The 17,887-nt window shown below is 70.5% G+C and carries 21 protein-coding genes; 4 read left to right on the forward strand and 17 right to left on the reverse strand.

Features of this window, described 5'->3' with window-relative positions; genetic code table 11:
- Nucleotides 1-9 precede the first annotated feature (9 nt).
- The 14 genes from C7S10_RS15560 to C7S10_RS15625 all read right to left on the reverse strand — a co-directional run bounded on the left by C7S10_RS15560 (nucleotide 10) and on the right by C7S10_RS15625 (nucleotide 10,417).
- Nucleotides 10-612 (reverse strand): acVLRF1 family peptidyl-tRNA hydrolase, encoded by a 603-nt coding sequence (locus C7S10_RS15560; RefSeq protein WP_108345364.1) that lies wholly within the window; start codon nucleotides 610-612, stop codon nucleotides 10-12.
- 2 nt (nucleotides 613-614) lie between these two features.
- Complete coding sequence (locus C7S10_RS15565; protein ID WP_165807171.1) at nucleotides 615-1,157, reverse strand: NYN domain-containing protein; 543 nt, start codon at nucleotides 1,155-1,157, stop codon at nucleotides 615-617.
- Entirely contained in the window at nucleotides 1,157-1,531 is a 375-nt protein-coding gene (locus C7S10_RS15570) for an ASCH domain-containing protein (RefSeq protein WP_108345366.1), read from the reverse strand. The genes C7S10_RS15565 and C7S10_RS15570 overlap by 1 nt, the downstream gene beginning before the upstream one ends.
- 45 nt (nucleotides 1,532-1,576) lie before the next feature.
- A complete protein-coding gene (locus C7S10_RS15575) occupies nucleotides 1,577-1,942 on the reverse strand; it encodes a hypothetical protein (protein WP_108345367.1) in 366 nt (121 codons plus the stop codon).
- 2 nt (nucleotides 1,943-1,944) lie between these two features.
- On the reverse strand, nucleotides 1,945-2,316 hold the full coding sequence (locus C7S10_RS15580) for a metal-sulfur cluster assembly factor (protein WP_108345368.1): 372 nt from the start codon (nucleotides 2,314-2,316) through the stop codon (nucleotides 1,945-1,947).
- Nucleotides 2,313-2,765, reverse strand: coding sequence for a Fe-S cluster assembly sulfur transfer protein SufU (sufU, locus tag C7S10_RS15585; protein WP_108345369.1), 453 nt, complete (start codon nucleotides 2,763-2,765; stop codon nucleotides 2,313-2,315). Before sufU ends, C7S10_RS15580 begins: the two co-directional genes overlap by 4 nt.
- Before the next feature lie 3 nt (nucleotides 2,766-2,768).
- Nucleotides 2,769-4,025 (reverse strand): cysteine desulfurase, encoded by a 1,257-nt coding sequence (locus tag C7S10_RS15590; protein ID WP_108345370.1) that lies wholly within the window; start codon nucleotides 4,023-4,025, stop codon nucleotides 2,769-2,771.
- A 47-nt stretch (nucleotides 4,026-4,072) separates the two neighbouring features.
- Nucleotides 4,073-4,837 carry a Fe-S cluster assembly ATPase SufC gene (gene sufC, locus C7S10_RS15595; protein WP_108345371.1) on the reverse strand — a complete coding sequence of 255 codons (765 nt, stop codon included), beginning with the start codon at nucleotides 4,835-4,837 and terminating at the stop codon, nucleotides 4,073-4,075.
- Nucleotides 4,834-5,169, reverse strand: a complete 336-nt coding sequence (locus C7S10_RS15600) for a non-heme iron oxygenase ferredoxin subunit (RefSeq protein ID WP_108345372.1) — start codon at nucleotides 5,167-5,169, stop codon at nucleotides 4,834-4,836. The genes sufC and C7S10_RS15600 overlap by 4 nt, the downstream gene beginning before the upstream one ends.
- The gene (gene sufD / locus C7S10_RS15605) at nucleotides 5,166-6,353 is read right to left on the reverse strand and encodes a Fe-S cluster assembly protein SufD (protein WP_108345373.1); all 1,188 of its coding nucleotides are present in this window, start codon (nucleotides 6,351-6,353) and stop codon (nucleotides 5,166-5,168) included. Before sufD ends, C7S10_RS15600 begins: the two co-directional genes overlap by 4 nt.
- 45 nt (nucleotides 6,354-6,398) lie before the next feature.
- Nucleotides 6,399-7,817, reverse strand: coding sequence for a Fe-S cluster assembly protein SufB (gene sufB, locus C7S10_RS15610; RefSeq protein WP_108345374.1), 1,419 nt, complete (start codon nucleotides 7,815-7,817; stop codon nucleotides 6,399-6,401).
- Nucleotides 7,814-8,506 (reverse strand): helix-turn-helix transcriptional regulator, encoded by a 693-nt coding sequence (locus C7S10_RS15615; protein ID WP_108345375.1) that lies wholly within the window; start codon nucleotides 8,504-8,506, stop codon nucleotides 7,814-7,816. Before C7S10_RS15615 ends, sufB begins: the two co-directional genes overlap by 4 nt.
- A gap of 115 nt (nucleotides 8,507-8,621) precedes the next feature.
- A complete protein-coding gene (locus C7S10_RS15620; protein WP_108345376.1) occupies nucleotides 8,622-9,446 on the reverse strand; it encodes an ABC transporter permease in 825 nt (274 codons plus the stop codon).
- On the reverse strand, nucleotides 9,443-10,417 hold the full coding sequence (locus C7S10_RS15625) for an ATP-binding cassette domain-containing protein (RefSeq protein ID WP_108345377.1): 975 nt from the start codon (nucleotides 10,415-10,417) through the stop codon (nucleotides 9,443-9,445). Before C7S10_RS15625 ends, C7S10_RS15620 begins: the two co-directional genes overlap by 4 nt.
- Before the next feature lie 72 nt (nucleotides 10,418-10,489).
- Between C7S10_RS15625 and C7S10_RS15630 the strand changes: the two genes are divergently transcribed.
- Genes C7S10_RS15630 through C7S10_RS15640 form a run of 3 tightly spaced genes read left to right on the forward strand, consistent with a single transcriptional unit; the run spans nucleotide 10,490 to nucleotide 13,145 of the window.
- Nucleotides 10,490-11,428 (forward strand): ABC transporter ATP-binding protein, encoded by a 939-nt coding sequence (locus tag C7S10_RS15630; protein WP_165807172.1) that lies wholly within the window; start codon nucleotides 10,490-10,492, stop codon nucleotides 11,426-11,428.
- Nucleotides 11,425-12,216, forward strand: a complete 792-nt coding sequence (locus tag C7S10_RS15635) for an ABC transporter permease (RefSeq protein ID WP_108345379.1) — start codon at nucleotides 11,425-11,427, stop codon at nucleotides 12,214-12,216. Before C7S10_RS15630 ends, C7S10_RS15635 begins: the two co-directional genes overlap by 4 nt.
- Nucleotides 12,217-12,224: 8 nt before the next feature.
- A complete protein-coding gene (locus C7S10_RS15640; protein WP_243395412.1) occupies nucleotides 12,225-13,145 on the forward strand; it encodes a COX15/CtaA family protein in 921 nt (306 codons plus the stop codon).
- On the opposite strand, the gene C7S10_RS15645 is transcribed toward C7S10_RS15640, so the two are convergent.
- The 3 genes from C7S10_RS15645 to C7S10_RS15655 form a co-directional block, all read right to left on the reverse strand.
- Complete coding sequence (locus C7S10_RS15645; RefSeq protein ID WP_108345381.1) at nucleotides 13,132-13,614, reverse strand: class F sortase; 483 nt, start codon at nucleotides 13,612-13,614, stop codon at nucleotides 13,132-13,134. The two genes, C7S10_RS15640 and C7S10_RS15645, sit on opposite strands and share 14 nt — an antisense overlap.
- Entirely contained in the window at nucleotides 13,614-14,408 is a 795-nt protein-coding gene (locus tag C7S10_RS22580; protein ID WP_207769406.1) for a hypothetical protein, read from the reverse strand. The genes C7S10_RS15645 and C7S10_RS22580 overlap by 1 nt, the downstream gene beginning before the upstream one ends.
- 253 nt (nucleotides 14,409-14,661) lie before the next feature.
- Nucleotides 14,662-15,630: a heme o synthase gene (locus C7S10_RS15655; protein ID WP_108345382.1), complete on the reverse strand. Its 969-nt coding sequence runs from the start codon at nucleotides 15,628-15,630 to the stop codon at nucleotides 14,662-14,664.
- 116 nt (nucleotides 15,631-15,746) lie between these two features.
- Between C7S10_RS15655 and tkt the strand changes: the two genes are divergently transcribed.
- Complete coding sequence (gene tkt / locus C7S10_RS15660) at nucleotides 15,747-17,852, forward strand: transketolase (protein WP_108345383.1); 2,106 nt, start codon at nucleotides 15,747-15,749, stop codon at nucleotides 17,850-17,852.
- The last annotated feature ends 35 nt before the right edge of the window (nucleotides 17,853-17,887 follow it).

The raw sequence follows: 17,887 nt of genomic DNA on the forward strand, positions 1-17,887 counted from the left end.
CCCGTCAGGTCACGCGTTCGTGACGTCGACCGCGACGGCCTGGGCGTCGGCGATCGCCTGGTCCAGCACCGCGCGCCGCGGGTCGGGCACCGGCAACCAGGGCGCGACCACGGACTGTCCGGCCAGGCGGGCGTCCGCCAGCACCTCGGTCACCGCCGCGTGGTCGCCGCCGGTCACGAGCGGTCCGGGGCGCAGGATCCGCGCGGCGTGGTCGGCCGCCGCCTCGTAGGCCTGCCGGGCCTGGTTGTCGCGGCGTCGCGCGAAGCGCTGCTGGCTCTGCCCGCCGGCCTTCGTGCGGCCCTGGACGTGGCGCTGGCCGATCTTGTGCTCGACCAGGTCGGGCCCGGCCAGACGTGCGACGGCGAAGCCGCCCTTGCGGACCAGCAGCACGCCCCACTCCCCCGGCGTCCGCACGGCGGCGACGAACGCGCCGACCTCACCGATGCCGTCGTACGCCGCCGCGAACGGCAGCACCGCTCGGAAGTGTGATCCGTCGTCGGCGTCGCCGAGGAGCGCGCCGTCGCGGACCGTGAGCGACGTCGCTCCGTGCCGGCCGCCGAAGTTGCCGACCCAGCGGTCGAGTCGATGGGCCGGGACCAGGACGATCGCCATGCTCAGAGGAAGTCGAGCGGATCGAACTCGTCGATCGGGATGACCCGGACGCGAGGCAGGGCCGAGTTGAACGCGCCGACGTCGTACTCCAGGTCGATGATCCGCACGCCCGGCAGTCCCCGGAAGGCGGCGTTGACGAACTCGCCGAAGCCCACGACGCCGACCTGCCGTCGGCCGTCGCACAGCGCCGAGACCTGGTCGACGAAGTCGCCGTCGTGGCTGGCCAGGATGACGTCCGCGTCACGAGAGACCAGCGCCTCCGCGGTGCGCTGGATGGCGATGTCGACGATCTTGCCCGGCCCGCTCAGCGGCACCGGCTTGAAGCCGATGGCGATCAGGGCCTGCACGAAGGTGGTGGGCAGCTCGGTGCCGGCCGCCAGGAAGAACAGCCCGGTGACGGGCTGGTCGAAGGCGCGCTCGCTCCACTCGAGCAGCCGGTCCCAGCGCGGCCGTTCCTCGGGCCGGGGACGACGGCCGAGGATCGAGCTGCCGAGGGTGGCGTCGATGTTCTCCCCGTCGATGAGGAGATAGGTCTGGCGCTCCATCACTGCTCGTTCCGGTAGACCACGCGGAAGTGCTCGACGACCTCGTCGCCGACCTCGACCTCCTCGACCTCGAGCAGGGCGACGGGATGGCCGGCGCCGTCGCAGAGGATCGACAGGGCACCCGCGACGGGCATCTCCGCGCCGTCCTCCTCGTAGGCCGCGGCTGGGGCGTGCGTCGCGATCGGCTCGCCGGCGTCGAGGCCGGCGACGAACGCGTCGGCCTCCTCCGGCGTCTCGCCGTAGGACCAGGCCGGGGGCCGGACCACCTCGAGGGTGGTGGGACCGAAGTAGGCCGGGGCCACGTTCAGCTTGGCGTGGAACCGGGCCAGCTCCCAGAAGCTGCCGATCTCGTCGCTACCGGTCTGCTCCGTCATGCCGCGACCCTAGCCGCTCCTCGCGAGCGCGGATCCGGGAGAGCCTCAGGCCTGGCGCGGTGGGAGCTGCGCGAGGGCGTCGCGCACCAGCGCCAGCCGGGCGGCCACGGCGACCTTGCCGCGGATCCCCTTGGCCGCGTCGCCCAGCGACTCCTGGACCGCCGCGAGCACCTGCGCGTCGGAGAACGACGGCCGGGTGCCCTCCGCGACCTCGTGGTCGGGCAGGGCGAGCAGGACCGGCAGCACCTGGCCGCCGACGGCGTCGAGCACCTGGTACTGCTCGTGACGCGTCAGCGCAGCCCACGTCTCCTCGCGGTCCGCGCGGCGGCGTACGCCTCGACGTCGCGCGCCGGCCACCGTCTTGGCTGCGGCGGTCACCGCGACAGTGAGCTCGTGCTCGGTGAAGCGCACGCTCAGACGTTGAAGCCGAGGGCGCGCAGCTGCTCGCGGCCGTCGTCGGTGATCTTGTCCGGGCCCCACGGCGGCATCCAGACCCAGTTGATCGCGACGTCGTTGACGATGCCCTCGAGGGCCGAGTTGGTCTGGTCCTGGATGACGTCGGTCAGCGGGCAGGCAGCGGAGGTGAGCGTCATGTCGAGCACGACGTTGCTGCCCTCGTCGAGGTGCACGTCGTAGACCAGTCCGAGGTCGACGACGTTGATGCCGAGCTCGGGGTCGACGACGTCCTTCATCGCCTCGGTCACGTCGTCGACGGTGACGGTCGAGCCGGCGCCGGTCGAGGTCGCCTCGGGGACGTCGGGCAGGTCGCTGTTGTCGATGGTCATGAGGTCTCCTTCGAGAGGGTCTGGGAGGTGGCGTCCTTGAACGCCATCCACGAGAGCAGGGCGCACTTCACACGCGCGGGGAACTTGGCCACACCGGCGAACGCGATGCCGTCCTCCAGGACGTCCTCGTCGGGCTCGACCTGGCCCTTGCCCTGCATGAGCTCGAGGAACGTCTGGTGGATCTGCATCGCCTCGTCGACCGGCTTGCCGATCAGGAGGTCGGTCATCACCGAGGTCGAGGCCTGCGAGATGGAGCAGCCCACGGCGTCGTACGACACGTCGTCCACGACACCCTCGGACAGGTGCACCCGCAGGGTCACCTCGTCGCCGCAGGTGGGGTTGACGTGGTGCACCTCCGCCTCGAACGGGTCGCGCAGGCCCGCGTGGTGGGGGTGCTTGTAGTGGTCCAGGATGATCTCCTGGTAGAGCGAGTCGAGTGCGGCATCCATGGATCAGCCCACCTTGAAGTAGGAACGCGTGTAGTTCAGGCCCTCCACGAGCGCATCGATCTCGGCCGGCGTCGTGTAGAGGTAGGACGACATCCGGGTCGAGGCCTGCACGCCGAAGCGGGCGTGGGCGGGCTTGGCGCAGTGGTGACCGGCGCGAACGGCGACGCCGCGCGAGTCGAGGACCTGGGCGATGTCGTGCGGGTGGACGCCGTCGAGCTCGAAGGAGATCGCGCCTCCGCGCGATGCGGCGTCGAGCGGTCCGAGCACCCGGACGCCGGGCACCGACGCGAGGCCCTCGAGCGCGTAGCCGGTGACGGCCTGCTCGTGCGCGTGGACGGCGTCGAGCCCGACGTGGTCGAGGTAGTCGACCGCGGCGCCGAGGCCGATGGCCTCGATGATCGGCGGGGTGCCGGCCTCGAACTTGTGCGGGATCCCGGCGTACGTCGAGCGCGCCATCGTCACGGTCTCGATCATCTCGCCGCCGCCGTGGAACGGGGGCAGCGCCTCGAGCACCTCACGACGACCCCACAGCACGCCGATCCCCGTGGGGCCGACGACCTTGTGGCCGGTGAAGACGAGCAGGTCGGCACCCGAGGCCACGACGTCGATCGGCAGCTGGGGCGCGGCCTGCGAGGCGTCGACGACCACGACCGCGCCCACCTCGTGCGCGCGGGCCGCGATCTCGGCGACCGGGTTGATGGTGCCGAGCATGTTGGAGACCCAGGTCAGCGAGACGACCTTGGTGCGCTCGTTGATGAGCTCGTCGATGTTCGACAGGTCGAGGCGACCGTCGTCGGTGAGCCCGAACCAGCGCAGGGTCGCGCCCGTGCGCTCGGTGAGCAGCTGCCACGGCACGATGTTGGAGTGGTGCTCCATCTCGGTGATGACGACCTCGTCGCCCTCGCCGACCGACAGCTCGCCGCTCGCCCACGCGAACGTGTTGGCGACCAGGTTGAGCGCCTCGGTCGCGTTCTTGGTGAAGATGACCTCGTCGCGGCTCGGTGCCTTGATGAACGCGGCCACCCGGTCACGCGCCGCCTCGAACGCCTCCGTCGACTCCGCGCCGAGCTGGTGCATGGCACGGGAGATGTTGGCGTTGTGGTGCTCGAGGTGGTCGACCATCGTGTCGATGACGACCTGCGGCTTCTGCGAGGTGTTGGCGCTGTCGAGGTAGACCAGCGGCAGGCCGCCTGCGAGCTGGCGCTCGAGGATCGGGAAGTCCTTGCGGATGATCTCGAGCTCCGGAAGCAGTCCTTCCATCACGTGCCCACCTTCCTGGTGTCGTCGTCGATCGATGGCTGGGGCCGTCAGCTGGCGGCGGCGGCCTTGACGTACTTGTCGTAGCCCTCGGACTCGAGCTGGTCGGCGAGCTCGGGGCCGCCCTCCTCGGCGACGCGGCCGTCGACGAACACATGGACGAAGTCGGGCTTGATGTAGCGCAGGATGCGCGTGTAGTGGGTGATGAGCAGGACGCCCTTGTCACCGTCGGCCTTGAAGCGGTTGACGCCCTCCGAGACGATCTTGAGCGCGTCGATGTCGAGGCCCGAGTCGGTCTCGTCGAGCACCGCGACCTTCGGGTCGAGGAGTTCGAGCTGGGCGATCTCGTGCCGCTTCTTCTCACCGCCCGAGAAGCCCTCGTTGACCGAGCGCGACGCGAAGGTCGGGTCGAGGTTGAGCTGCTCGAGCACGCCGTTGACGTCCTTGACCCAGGTGCGGAGCTTGGGGGCCTCGCCGTCGATAGCGGTCTTCGCCGTACGCAGGAAGTTGGAGACCGAGACGCCGGGCACCTCGACGGGGTACTGCATGGCCAGGAACAGGCCGGCGCGGGCGCGCTCGTCGACGGTCATCGCCAGCACGTCGTCACCGTCGAGGGTGACGGTGCCGCCGGTGATCGTGTACTTCGGGTGACCGGCGATGGAGTAGGCCAGCGTCGACTTGCCCGAGCCGTTGGGGCCCATGATCGCGTGGGTCTCGCCGTCGTTGATGGTCAGCGTGACGCCCTTGAGGATCTCCTTGGGGCCGTCCTCGGTGTCGACGGAGACGCGCAGGTCGTTGATCTCGAGCTTGCTCATGAGGGGGTGACTCCATTCAGGGTGGTCTCGACGTCGACGTAGACGTCGGTGTCGCGGATCTCGACGGGGAAGGTGGCGACCGGCTCGGTCGCGGGGAACGTGGTGGGCTTGCCGGTGCGCAGGTCGAAGGTCGACCCGTGCAGCCAGCACTCGATGGTGCAGTTGGCGACGTCGCCCTCCGAGAGTGAGACGGCGGCGTGCGAGCAGAGGTCCTGCAGCGCGAAGACCTCGTCGCCGTCGCGGGCGACCGCGACCTCGAGGCCGTCGACGAGCACGCCGAGCGCCTCGTCAGCGGGCACCTCGTCGAGGGAGCAGACGCGGACGAAGGTCACGACGCGTCCTCCCGCAGCACGTTCTTGGCCAGCTCGGCCTCGACGGTCTTCATCAGCCGGTCCTCGATGGAGGGCACGCCGACCTGGCGGATCAGGTCGTTGAAGAAGCCGTGGACGACCAGGCGCTGGGCCTCCTGCTCGGAGATGCCGCGCGACTGGAGGTAGAACAGCTGCTCGTCGTCGAAGCGGGCGGTGGCCGACGCGTGGCCGGCGCCCTCGATCTCGCCGGTCTCGATCTCGAGGTTGGGGATCGAGTCGGCCTGGCAGCCGTCGGTGAGGACGAGGTTGCGGTTCTCCTCGTAGGTCTCGATGCCCTCGGCGACCTTGCGGATCAGCACGTTGCCGACCCACACGGTGTGCGCCTTCTCCCCCTGCAGCGCGCCCTTGTAGACGGCGTGCGACTTGGTGCGGGGCGCGTTGTGGTCGGCGAAGATGCGGTGCTCGATGTGCTGGCCGGCGTCGGCGAAGTAGAGGCCGAGCAGCTCGGCGGAGCCGCCGGGGCCGTCGTAGGTGACGTTGGCGTCCATCCGCACGACGTCGCCGCCGAAGGAGATCGCCGCGTGCTTGTACGTCGCGTCGCGACCGACCCGCGCCTGGTGGTGCGAGAGGTGGACGGCGTCGTCGGCCCAGTCCTGGATCGAGACGACCGAGACGTCGGCGCCGTCCCCGACCGCGATCTCGACGACCGCGGCGATGGTGGACGAACCGGTGTGGTTGAGCACCACGATCGCCTTGCTGTGCGCCCCGAAGCGCATCGCGACGTGGCCGGCCTCGGTGACCGAGACGTCCTCGCCGTCGAGGTCGACGACGATCGGCTCGGCGACCTCGGTGTCGGCCGGGACGTCGATCAGGAGGCTCGAGGGCACCTCGGCCAGGACGCGGGCGGCCCAGCGGGTGTTGGGCACGAGACCGGAGATGCCGCGCAGGCTGCGGGCCTCGTCGCCCGAGACGCCCTCGATCCGCACGCCGGCGGGCGTGTTCCAGGTGCAGGAGGTCGCCGAGCGCATGAACTCCGCGTCGGCGTGCAGGCCCTTGAGCCGCTTGAGCGGGGTGAAGCGCCAGATCTCCTCGCGACCGGTGGGGGCCTCGTGGTCGGCGACCTCGAAGGACCCGGCCGGGTGCAGGTGGCTCTCGACCTTGTCCACCTCGAGGGCGGAGCGGACGGAATCGGTGGTGACTGTCACAGATCTTCTCTCTTGGTTGCTCAGGTGCGGGGCGGTCCGGCGGCGTCAGCCGACCGCGCCCTCCATCTGCAGCTCGATCAGTCGGTTGAGCTCGAGGGCGTACTCCATCGGGAGCTCCTTGGCGATCGGCTCGACGAAGCCGCGCACGATCATCGCCATCGCCTCGTCCTGCTCCATGCCGCGCGACATCAGGTAGAAGAGCTGGTCGTCGGAGACCTTGGAGACGCTCGCCTCGTGGCCCATGGACACGTCGTCCTCGCGGATGTCGACGTACGGGTAGGTGTCACTGCGGCTGATCTGGTCGACGAGCAGTGCGTCGCACAGCACGTTGGACTTCGAGCCGTGGGCGCCCTCGTTGACCTGGATGAGCCCGCGGTAGGAGGTGCGGCCGCCGCCGCGCGCCACCGACTTGCTGAGGATCGAGCTCGAGGTGTGCGGGGCGGCGTGCACCATCTTGGCGCCGGCGTCCTGGTGCTGGCCCTCGCCCGCGAAGGCGATGGAGAGCGTCTCGCCCTTGGCGTGCTCACCCATCAGGTAGATCGCGGGATACTTCATCGTCACCTTGGATCCGATGTTGCCGTCGACCCACTCCATCGTGGCACCGGCCTCGCAGGTGGCGCGCTTGGTGACGAGGTTGTAGACGTTGTTCGACCAGTTCTGGATGGTCGTGTAGCGGCAGCGTCCACCCTTCTTGACGATGATCTCGACCACGGCCGAGTGCAGCGAGTCGGAGCTGTAGATCGGCGCGGTGCAGCCCTCGACGTAGTGCACGTAGGCGTCCTCGTCGACGATGATCAGCGTCCGCTCGAACTGGCCCATGTTCTCGGTGTTGATCCGGAAGTAGGCCTGCAGCGGGATGTCGACGTGCACGCCCTTCGGCACGTAGATGAACGAGCCGCCCGACCACACGCTGGTGTTGAGCGCCGCGAACTTGTTGTCACCCACCGGGATGACGGTGCCGAAGTACTCCTGGAAGAGCTCCGGGTGCTCCTTCAGCGCGGTGTCGGTGTCGAGGAAGAGGACGCCCTGCTCCTCGAGGTCCTCACGGATCGAGTGGTAGACGACCTCGGACTCGTACTGCGCGGCGACACCGGCGACGAGGCGCTGCTTCTCCGCCTCGGGGATGCCGAGCTTGTCGTAGGTGTTCTTGATGTCCTCGGGCAGGTCCTCCCACGAGGCGGCCTGCTTCTCGCTGGAGCGGACGAAGTACTTGATGTTGTCGAAGTCGATGCCGCCGAGGTCGGAGCCCCAGGTCGGCATGGGCTTGCGGTGGAAGAGCTTGAGGCCCTTCAGTCGCAGGTCGAGCATCCACTGCGGCTCGGACTTCTTGGACGAGATGTCGCGCACGACGTCCTCGTTGAGCCCACGCGTGGCGGTGGCACCCGCGTCGTCCTTGTCGGCCCAGCCGAACTCGTAGCGGCCGATGCCCTTGAGCTCGGGGTTGAGTTCTTCGATGGAGGTCATGCCTTCTCCTTCTGGGTGGATGACGTGGAGGTCGGGATGCAGGTGGTGCAGACGCCATCGCCGTGGGCGATGGTCGCGAGGCGCTGGACGTGGGTGCCGAGCACGCGACCGATGGCCTCGGTCTCGGCCTCGCACAGCTGGGGGAACTCGTGGGCCACGTGCGAGACGGGGCAGTGCTGCTGGCAGAGCTGGTCGCCGATGGGGAGGTCGCGCACGCTGGCGGCGTACCCCTCGGCGGTGAACACCCGAGCCAGTGCCTCGGCCGGGCTGAGCGACGGGTCCTGCTCGGTGATGCTGGCGTAGTCGCGCTCGACGAAGGCCACGCGGCGGCGGGCGAACTCCATGACGGCGTCGTCGCCGCCTGTCTCGGCCAGGAAGCGCAGCGCCTGGACGGCGAGGTCGTCGTACTGCTGGTCGAAGGCGTCGCGACCCGCGTCGGTGAGCGCGAAGACCTTGGCCGGGCGTCCGCGACCGCGGCTGCCGTAGACCTTCTGGTCGCGCGCCTCGACGGTGCCGCTGTCGGCCAGGTGGTCGAGGTGGCGACGTACTGCGGCCGGCGTCAGGTCCAGCCGGTCGGCCAGGGCTGCGGCCGTCGAGGGGCCGTTCTCGAGGATCGACCGCGCCACCCGGTCACGGGTGGGTGCGTCGGTGTCGGGGGGTCCCCCGGCACGCACGGTGGTCGGCCTCATGAATTGCACAACGCAAGTGTGACGTTAATGCTTCCGCGTGTTCAAGCAAGGTTCCCCTAACCCGGCCCGGGCGTGCCGCGCGTCACGCGCCGCCACGCCCCGATGTCGCGGCCTGTCAGTCGGCGGTGCGGTTGCGGAAGGTGCGGATCGCCAGCGGCGCGAGGGTGGCGGTGAGGAGCACGATCCAGCCGATGGTGAACGGGACCGGGTGGTGCATCGGGAAGGCGGCTCCCTCGGCCAGCTGGTAGTCGTTGCCCCAGAGCACCCGCACGGCCTGGGTCAGCGACGAGATCGGGTTCCACTCCGCGACGAACCGCAGCCAGGTGGGCATCCCGTCCGTCGGGGCGAACGTGTTGGCCAGGAAGGTGATCGGAAAGATGGTCGCGAACATCACGCCGTTGACCGCCTCCACCGAGCGCATCGCCGAGCCGACCAGGATGCCGACCCAGATCATCGCGAAGGCCCAGCCGACGAGGAGGGCGTAGCCGAGCAGCGCCTCGAGGATGTTGGTGTGGATCCGCCAGCCGATCGCGAGCCCGGTCAGGGACATCACCACCAGCCCGATCGAGGAGTGCGCCACGCTGGAGAACGAGCGGCCCACGAGCACCGCGGCCGGGTTGATCGGCAGCGACCGCATCCGGTCGACGATCCCCTTCTCCAGGTCGGCGGTGAGGCCGACCGCGACGATGAAGGAGGAGAAGGCCACGGTCTGGGCCATGATCCCGGGCAGCAGGAACGCCTTGTAGCCGCCCTCGATGGGGACGGCGATCGAGCTGCCGAAGACGTAGGCGAAGAGCAGCACGAACATCACCGGCTGGATGGTGACGTCCATCAGCATCTCGGGCATGCGCTTGATGTGGATGAAGTTGCGCCGGGCGATGGACACGGACTGTCCGAGCAGTCCGGTCTCGCGGATCTGCGGGCGTTCGATCGTGCTCATGAGATGAGCTCCTCGTCTGCGTCGGTGTTGTCCTCGGCGCGGTGGCCGGTCAGGTGCAGGAAGACGTCGTCGAGGCTCGGCCGCTTGAGGCCGATGTCGTCGAGGACGATGCCGCTCTCGTCGAAGAGGGCCGCCACCTTCGTCATGTGGCCCAGCCCCTCCGCCGGTGCGGTGAGCTGACGGGCACCGGGGTCGCGGTGCACGTCGCTCACGTGCGGCGCCAGCAGCGCCTCGGCCCGGCCCAGGTCGTCGGCGTGGGAGACCGTCACCACCAGTGCGGCCGCCCCGGACTGGTCCTTGAGCTGCAGCGGCGTCCCCTCGGCGATCACCGTGCCGTGGTCGATCACCACGATGTTGTCGGCCAGCTGGTCGGCCTCCTCGAGGTACTGCGTGGTGAGGAGCAGCGTCGTCCCGTCCTCGACCAGCTCGCGCAGCACCTCCCACAGCTCCACGCGGGAGCGCGGGTCGAGGCCGGTCGTCGGCTCGTCGAGGAACAGCACCGGAGGCGTCGCGATCAGGCTGACGGCCAGGTCGAGGCGACGGCGCATGCCGCCGGAGTAGGTCTTGGCGATGCGGTCGCCGGCCTCGCTCAGCGAGAACCGCTCGAGCAGGTCGTCGCTGGCTCGCTTGATGTAGCCGGCGTCGAGGCCGTAGAGCTGGCCGATCAGGCGGAGGTTCTCCCGGCCCGTCAGCAGCTCGTCGACCGTCGCCGCCTGGCCGGTCAGGCCCATGGAGCGGCGCACGGCGGCAGGGTCGGCCAGGACGTCGTGGCCGGCCACCCGCGCGGTGCCCGAGGTCGGCCTGGTCAGGGTGGTCATCATCCGGACGGTGGTGGTCTTGCCCGCGCCGTTGGGCCCGAGCAGGCCCAGGACGGATCCCTCGGGGACGACGAAGGAGACACCGTCGACGGCCACGGTCTCGCCGAAGCGCTTCACGAGATCCACGGCCTCGATGGCATGGGGAGAAGTCATGTGGGTCACGCTAGCCGTCACCACGGACAGGGTGCGTCCGGTTTGTTGGCGCGTCACTCCTAGACTCGCGCCGTGCCCGCTGAGTCCCCTGCTGTCGACATCCAGGGGCTGGTGATGGCGTACGGCGACAAGACGGCCGTCGACGGACTGTCCCTCCAGGTCGGGCGCGGATCGATCACGGCGGTCCTCGGCCCCAACGGGGCCGGCAAGACCACCACCCTCGAGACGTGCGAGGGCTACCGGCGACCCCAAGCGGGCTCCGTCCGGGTGCTGGGCCTCGACCCGCACCGCCAACGCCGCGAGCTGCTGCCCCGCGTGGGCGTGATGCTGCAGGCTGGCGGGGCGTGGAGCGGGGTGCGGGCGATGGAGATGCTCGACCACGTGGCGGCGCTGCACGCCCACCCGCTCGACACCGCGATGCTGCGCGACCGGCTCGGTCTCGCCGACTGCGGCCGCACCCCCTACCGCCGCCTCTCCGGCGGCCAGCAGCAGCGCCTGGGCCTGGCCATGGCGTTGGTCGGGCGACCCGAGCTGGTCTTCGTCGACGAGCCCACCGCCGGCATGGACCCGCAGGCCCGGCGCACGACCTGGGAGCTGCTCGAGGAGGTCCGGGGCGACGGCGTGACCGTCGTCCTCACCACCCACCACATGGACGAGGCGGAGCACCTCGCCGACCAGGTCCACATCATCGACCGGGGACGGCTGATCGCCTCGGGGACGCCGACCGAGCTCACCAGCGGCGGCCACACCGCGACGATCCGGCTGGTCGTCACCCGCCCGTTCCCCGAAGGCGCGCCCGAGTCGCTCGCGGCCGACCTCGGCCCCGGCACACAGGTCACCCAGCTCGACGAGCGCAGCATGCTGATCGCCGGCCCGGCCGACGGCACCACGCTGCGCGTCGTGTCGGCCTGGTGCGAGGGCCACGACGTCGTGCCCGAGTCGCTGGCCCTGGGCCGGCAGAGCCTCGAGGACGTGTTCCTCGCCATGACCGGTCGGGAGCTGGCCGGATGAGCACCCCGACCGGCACCTTCGCCCCGGCGCCTGGCGGGGCGACCCTGTCCCGCCAGGTCGCCGCGCAGGCGCGCATGGAGGCACGGCTGATGCTGCGCAACGGCGAGCAGCTGCTGCTCGCCATCGTGATCCCGGTGATCGTGCTGGTCGGCGGGGTCCTCGCGGCGGACCGGGTCGGTCTCGACCTCGACGGGCACCGGGCGGTCGACGTGCTCGCTCCCGGCGTGCTCGCCCTCGCGGTCATGTCGACCGCGTTCACCTCCATCGCCATCGCGACAGGATTCGAGCGGCGCTACGGCGTGATCAAGCGCCTCGGTGCCTCTCCCCTGCCGCGGTCGGGACTCCTGCTCGGCAAGGTCCTCGCGCTGCTCAACGTGGTGGCGCTCCAGCTCGTCGTGCTGGTCGTGGCCGGGCTCCTGCTCGGCTGGCGGCCGACCCTCGACCACCCGCCGACGTCGATCGCCGCGGCCGTCCTCGCCGTGGCAGCCGGCACGTGGGCCTTCGCGTCGCTGGGCCTGTTCGTCGCCGGCCTGCTGCGTGCCGAGGCGACCCTCGCGCTGGCCAACCTCGTCTACCTCCTGCTCATGGCCGGCGGTGGCGTCGTGCTCCCGACCTCGTCGTACGGCGCTGCGTCGGCCGTCATCCAGTGGCTCCCGTCGGCGGCGCTCGGCGACGCGATGCGCGCCGCGCTCGTCGACGCCCGTCTCGACGCCTCCGCCCTCGCCGTACTCGTCGTGTGGGGGGTCCTCGGGACCGTCCTCACCGCTCGCACCTTCCGTTGGGAATGAACACGAACATGTCTGCCGTCCACCGTCTGGCGTGGCCCCTCGCGGTCGCCAACCTCGTCGCCAACATCGGCATCGTCATCACCGGCGGCGCCGTCCGCCTGACGGGTTCCGGACTCGGCTGCCCGACGTGGCCGCGCTGCACGGACGCGTCGTACGTCGCCCATGGCGAGCTCGGCATCCACGGCGCCATCGAGTTCGGCAACCGGATGCTGACCTTCGTGCTGGTCGTGCTGGCGATCGCGCTCTGGGTGGTCGTGCTGATCGACCTGGTCCGGTCGTGGCGGGGCACGCGAGCGTGGCGGCCGTTCCTGATCGCCACCGTCGTCCTGCTGGGCATCCCGGCCCAGGCGGTCATCGGCGGGATCACGGTCCACACCGACCTCAACCCGTGGATCGTGTCGCTGCACCTGCTCGTGTCGATGGCGATCATCGGGGTGTGCGTGCTCCTCCTCGACGTGCTCCGGGGGCCGGACCGGGAGGACGGCGGTGGGTTGCGGAGGCTGGCCTGGCTGGTCTTCGGCGCGGCCTGGGTGGTGCTCTACCTCGGGACCGTCGTCACCGGCAGCGGCCCGCACTCCGGCGACCTCGACTCCCGACGCACCGGGCTGGACCCGCAGGTGATGTCGCACGTGCACGCTGCCGCGGTCTACCTTCTGGTCGCCCTCACCCTGGGGCTGGCGCTGGTGGCTCGTCGGCAGGGCGCGGCGCTGGTCGCCCGAGCGGCGGGCGGGCTGCTTGCGCTCGAGCTCGCCCAGGGCCTGCTCGGCTTCGTGCAGTACTTCACCGACCTGCCCGAGGTCCTCGTCGGCCTGCACATGCTCGGCGCGGCGCTCGTCTCGGCCGCCGTCACGTGGACCCTACTCACGACCCTCGGCCGCAGCAGAGGCCGCAGCAGGGGCCGCAGCAGGGGCCTCGTCAGCGGTTCGTGAGCCGGGCGAAGACCATCGTGCGCTTCGAGTAGTCCCCCACCTTGCAGCCGATCAGCACGATCCGGCCGGGACCGGAGACGCTGAAGAGCCGCCCGATGGGCCGCGTCGCCGACCAGAACTCGCGGTGCGTCACCGTGAAGCTGCACCGGTCGAGCCGGATGGTGTCGCCACGGCGCAGCGTCCCCCACCGGTCGGCCGTGCCCGGGCCGGAGCGCCAGGCGTGCCCGGCGTAGACCGTCGACCCGGTCGCGTCGCACGGCGGATCCCCGCGGTCCCAGGTGTAGACCGTGTTCGTCAGCCCCGAACCGATGGCCAGCGTGCCGGCTCGCGCCGGCACCCGCACGACCTTGGCGTTCGTCGAGGTCTCCGGGATGCGCAGACGGTCTCGGTCAGGGGCGGCCGAGGCCGCTCCCTGACCGAGCAGGACCGCGAAGCACGTCACGACGACCGCGAGCGCTCCGCCTCGCATCACTTCCCCGTGCTGGGAGAGGTCTGCGGTGCCTTCGCGCACTTGGCGGCTCGGAAGGTGACCGTCCAGGACTGCTTGCCCAGGAGGCTGACGTCGGCCTTGGCCGCGGTCGCCTTGATCCGGACGACCGAGCTCTTGGCCCTCAGCCACGTGCCGGCCGGCACCTGCTTGCCGTTGACCCAGTAGCGGACCCCGGGTCGCTTGACGGGCTTGTAGACATCGCCCGCCCGTCCGCACTTGTCGAGCACCTTCACCTTGGCGCGCACCGCGACGGTCGACAGGACCGGCGGCGTCGTCGTGGTCGTGGTGGGGACCTCGGCCGGCGGAGTCGGCGTCGGCGTCGGGGTGGGAGTCGGCGTGGGCGTCGGAGTGGGCGTCGGCGTCGGCGTCGGCGTCGGCGTCGGGGTGGGCGTCGGCGTCGGCGTCGGCGTCGTCGGCGTGCACGCGGTCGCGAAGGAGGCGAGCGGGATCGTCCCCGAGCTGGCGACGGTCGTGCCGTTGCTCCACCTGCCCTTGAGCGTCAGGGTCACGTCCCCCGTGGGCCTCGTGGTGAGGACCTCCGAGTAGGTGCCGGTGGCTCCTTGGGCGAGCACGGTGCCGACGGGCACCGCGGACGTGCGGTTGGACTCGATGAACGTCTCGGCCTTGTCCGACTCGCTGTTGACGACCTTCCACGTGACGGCCCAGCCGCCCTCGGTCCGGCACGCGACGGAGCCGGTGATGGTGTTGTGGTGGGCGCTGGACGGACTCGCCAGCCCCACGACCACCAGCAGGCTGGCGATCAGGACGATCAATGCCCCAGAGACTGCTCGGCCCACGGCAGCTGCAGATGACAGCCTGCTCGTGGGCGCGTCGGAAAACTTCATTATTCAGGACCCCCCGGTCTTGTTTTCGCAAAAGACGGACAATCTGCCGTCGTGCTGCTAACGAGAGAACCCGACCGCGGTCACCGGATCAAAGGGATGTGCACAAGACGTTACCGAGGTGTGGACCACCAGTGTCCTGTCTGGACCTGTGGACGCCTGGTGGCCCACCCCCCGGGGTGGCTCAGCCGAAGAGCAGGGGGTCCAGCGCGACCGCGACGAAGAGCAGCGAGAGGTACAGGTTGGACATGTGGAACAACCGCATCGGGTTGATCTCGCTCAACACGTCGGAGGCCTTCGCCCGACGCCACATGCGGTGCGCCTCGACCAGGAACACGACGCCGAGGACCGCGGCGGCGACCGGATAGAACAGGCTCGTGCCGGCGATCGGCCAGAGGGCGATCGAGGTCGCGACCATGACGTAGCTGTAGAGCACGATCTGGCGCCCGACCTCGTCGGCCGGCGCCACGACGGGCAGCATCGGCACGTCGACGTTGGCGTAGTCCTCGCGGTAGCGGATCGCCAGCGCCCAGGTGTGGGGCGGCGTCCAGAAGAAGACCACGAGGAACAGGATCACCGGGGTCCAGGCCAGCTCGCCGGTGACGGCGGTCCAGCCGATCAGCGCCGGGAAGCAGCCCGCGAGCCCGCCCCACACGATGTTCTGGGTGGTGCGCCGCTTGAGCACCATCGTGTAGACGAAGACGTAGAAGGCGTTGGCGAGCACCGACAGCACGGCGCTGAGCGGGTTGACCCACAGCCACAGCACGACCGTCGAGAGGACGGCCAGCACGGTCGCGAACACCAACGCCGACCGCGCCGTCACGATGTGCCGCGGCAGCGCACGCCGTCGGGTGCGTCGCATCTGCTCGTCGATGTCGCGGTCGTAGACGCAGTTGTACGCCGACGCGGACCCGGCCGACAGCGCCCCGCCGAGGACCGTGGCGGCCACGAGGCCGAGGGCCGGGATCCCGCGCTCGGCGAAGAACATCACCGGCACGGTCGTCAGGAGCAGCAGCTCGATGACGCGCGGCTTGGTGAGACCGACGTACGCCGCGACGACGTCTCTGAAGGACGCGCGACCGACCGGCTCCTCCGTGCTCCCGAGGGGTGCCGACGGCTCGGCGGCGGAGGCCGGACGGCCAGCTTGCGACACGGTATGAAACCTCAGGGAAGGGGAACTGGAGCGGGGTCGAGTCTAGCCCGCGACGTGAGTAGGCTCGGACGTGCCCGTGCCTCCCCGAACGGCCTCCCCGAAAGACAAGGACCACTGTGAGCTCCTCGCTGCCCGAGCTGGACTGGAACGAACTCGACGACAAGGCCGTGGACACGGCCCGCGTCCTCGCGATGGACGCGGTCCAGAAGGTCGGCAACGGCCACCCCGGCACGGCGATGAGCCTGGCCCCGGTGGCCTACATGCTGTTCCAGAAGGTGATGCGTCACGACCCGGCCGACCCCGAGTGGGTCGCGCGTGACCGCTTCGTCCTCTCGTGCGGCCACTCCTCGATCACCCTCTACACCCAGCTCTTCCTCGGTGGCTTCGGCCTCGAGCTCGACGACCTCAAGGCGCTGCGGACCTGGGGCTCCAAGACCCCCGGCCACCCCGAGCTCGGCCACACCGTCGGCGTCGAGGTGACCACCGGCCCCCTCGGCCAGGGCGTCGGGAACGCCGTCGGCATGGCGCTCTCGGGTCGTCGTGTGCACGGCCTGCTCGACCCGGGCGCCGCCCCCGGCCAGAGCCTCTTCGACCACCAGGTCTACGCCCTCGCCTCCGACGGCGACCTGCAGGAGGGCATCAGCTCGGAGGCCAGCTCGATCGCCGGCACCCAGAAGCTGGGCAACCTCACGGTCATCTACGACCGCAACCGCATCTCGATCGAGGGCGACACCGACATCGCGTTCACCGAGGACGTCGCCGCCCGCTACGAGGCCTACGGCTGGCACGTCCAGACCGTCGACTGGACCAACGGCGGCAAGAAGTACGTCGAGGACGTCCCCGCCCTCCACGACGCCGTCCGCGCGGCGCACGACGTCGACGACCGGCCCTCGTTGATCGTCCTCGACACCGTCATCGCCTGGCCCGCCCCCAACGCGCAGGGCACCGAGGCCGCCCACGGCAGCGCCCTGGGCGCCGACGAGGTCGCCGCCACCAAGGAGGTCCTGGGCTTCGACCCCGAGCAGACCTTCGAGGTCCCGCCCGGCGTGCTCGAGCACACCCGTGAGCTGCGCGAGCGTGGCGCCGCCCTGGGCGCCGAGTGGGACGAGAAGTACGCCGCGTGGGCGGCGGAGCACGCCGACGCGGCCGAGCTGCTGCACCGCCTGAAGCGGCGCGAGCTGCCGGCCGACCTCGCCGACGCGCTGCCGAGCTTCGACGCCGACGAGAAGGGCGTCGCCACCCGCTCGGCGTCCGGCAAGGTCATCAACGCCCTCGCCCCGGTGCTGCCGGAGCTGTGGGGCGGCTCGGCCGACCTGGCCGGCTCCAACAACACCACGATCACCAGCGCCCCGTCCGTCGGGCCTGCCGTCGCGGAGGTCGGCGAGTGGAGCACCGACCCCTACGCCGGACGCGTGCTGCACTTCGGCATCCGCGAGCACGGCATGGGCGCGATCATGAACGGCATCGCGGCCGACCGGCTCACCCGCGTCTTCGGTGGCACCTTCCTCACCTTCTCCGACTACATGCGCGGCGCCGTGCGGGTCGCGGCCCTGAGCAAGCTGCCGGTGACGTACGTGTGGACCCACGACTCCATCGGCCTCGGCGAGGACGGCCCCACCCACCAGCCGATCGAGCACCTCGCGGCGCTGCGGGCCATCCCGGGCCTCGACGTCGTCCGCCCGGCCGACGCCAACGAGACCGTTGCCGCCTGGCAGACCGTGCTCGGCCACACGGACCGGCCGGCCGCCCTGGCCCTCACCCGACAGAACGTTCCCGTCTTCCCGCGCGGCACCGACGGGTTCGGGTCGACCGAGGGCGTCGCGCGCGGCGCCTACGTCCTGCTCGACTCCGAGAAGGGCACCCCCGACGTCGTGCTCATCGGCACGGGCTCGGAGGTCCAGCTCGCGGTCGAGGCGCGCACCCTGCTCGCCGCCGACGGCATCGACGCCCGCGTCGTGTCGATGCCCTGCCTCGAGTGGTTCGAGGACCAGGACGTCGCCTACCGCGACACCGTCCTGCCGCCCACCGTCAAGGCGCGCGTCTCGGTGGAGGCCGGCATCAAGCAGGGCTGGCGCGAGCTGGTGGGCGACCACGGCCGCATCGTCTCGATCGAGCACTACGGCGCGTCGGCCGACTACCAGCGCATCTACACCGAGTTCGGCATCACCGCCGCGGCCGTGGCCGACGCCGCACGCGACAGCGTCGCCGCCGTACGCGCGTGATCCAGCAGCAGGCCCATCACCAGACGTTCGAACCA

The sequence above is a fragment of the Nocardioides currus genome (assembly GCF_003057875.1).
Taxonomy (GTDB): Bacteria; Actinomycetota; Actinomycetes; order Propionibacteriales; family Nocardioidaceae; genus Nocardioides; species Nocardioides currus.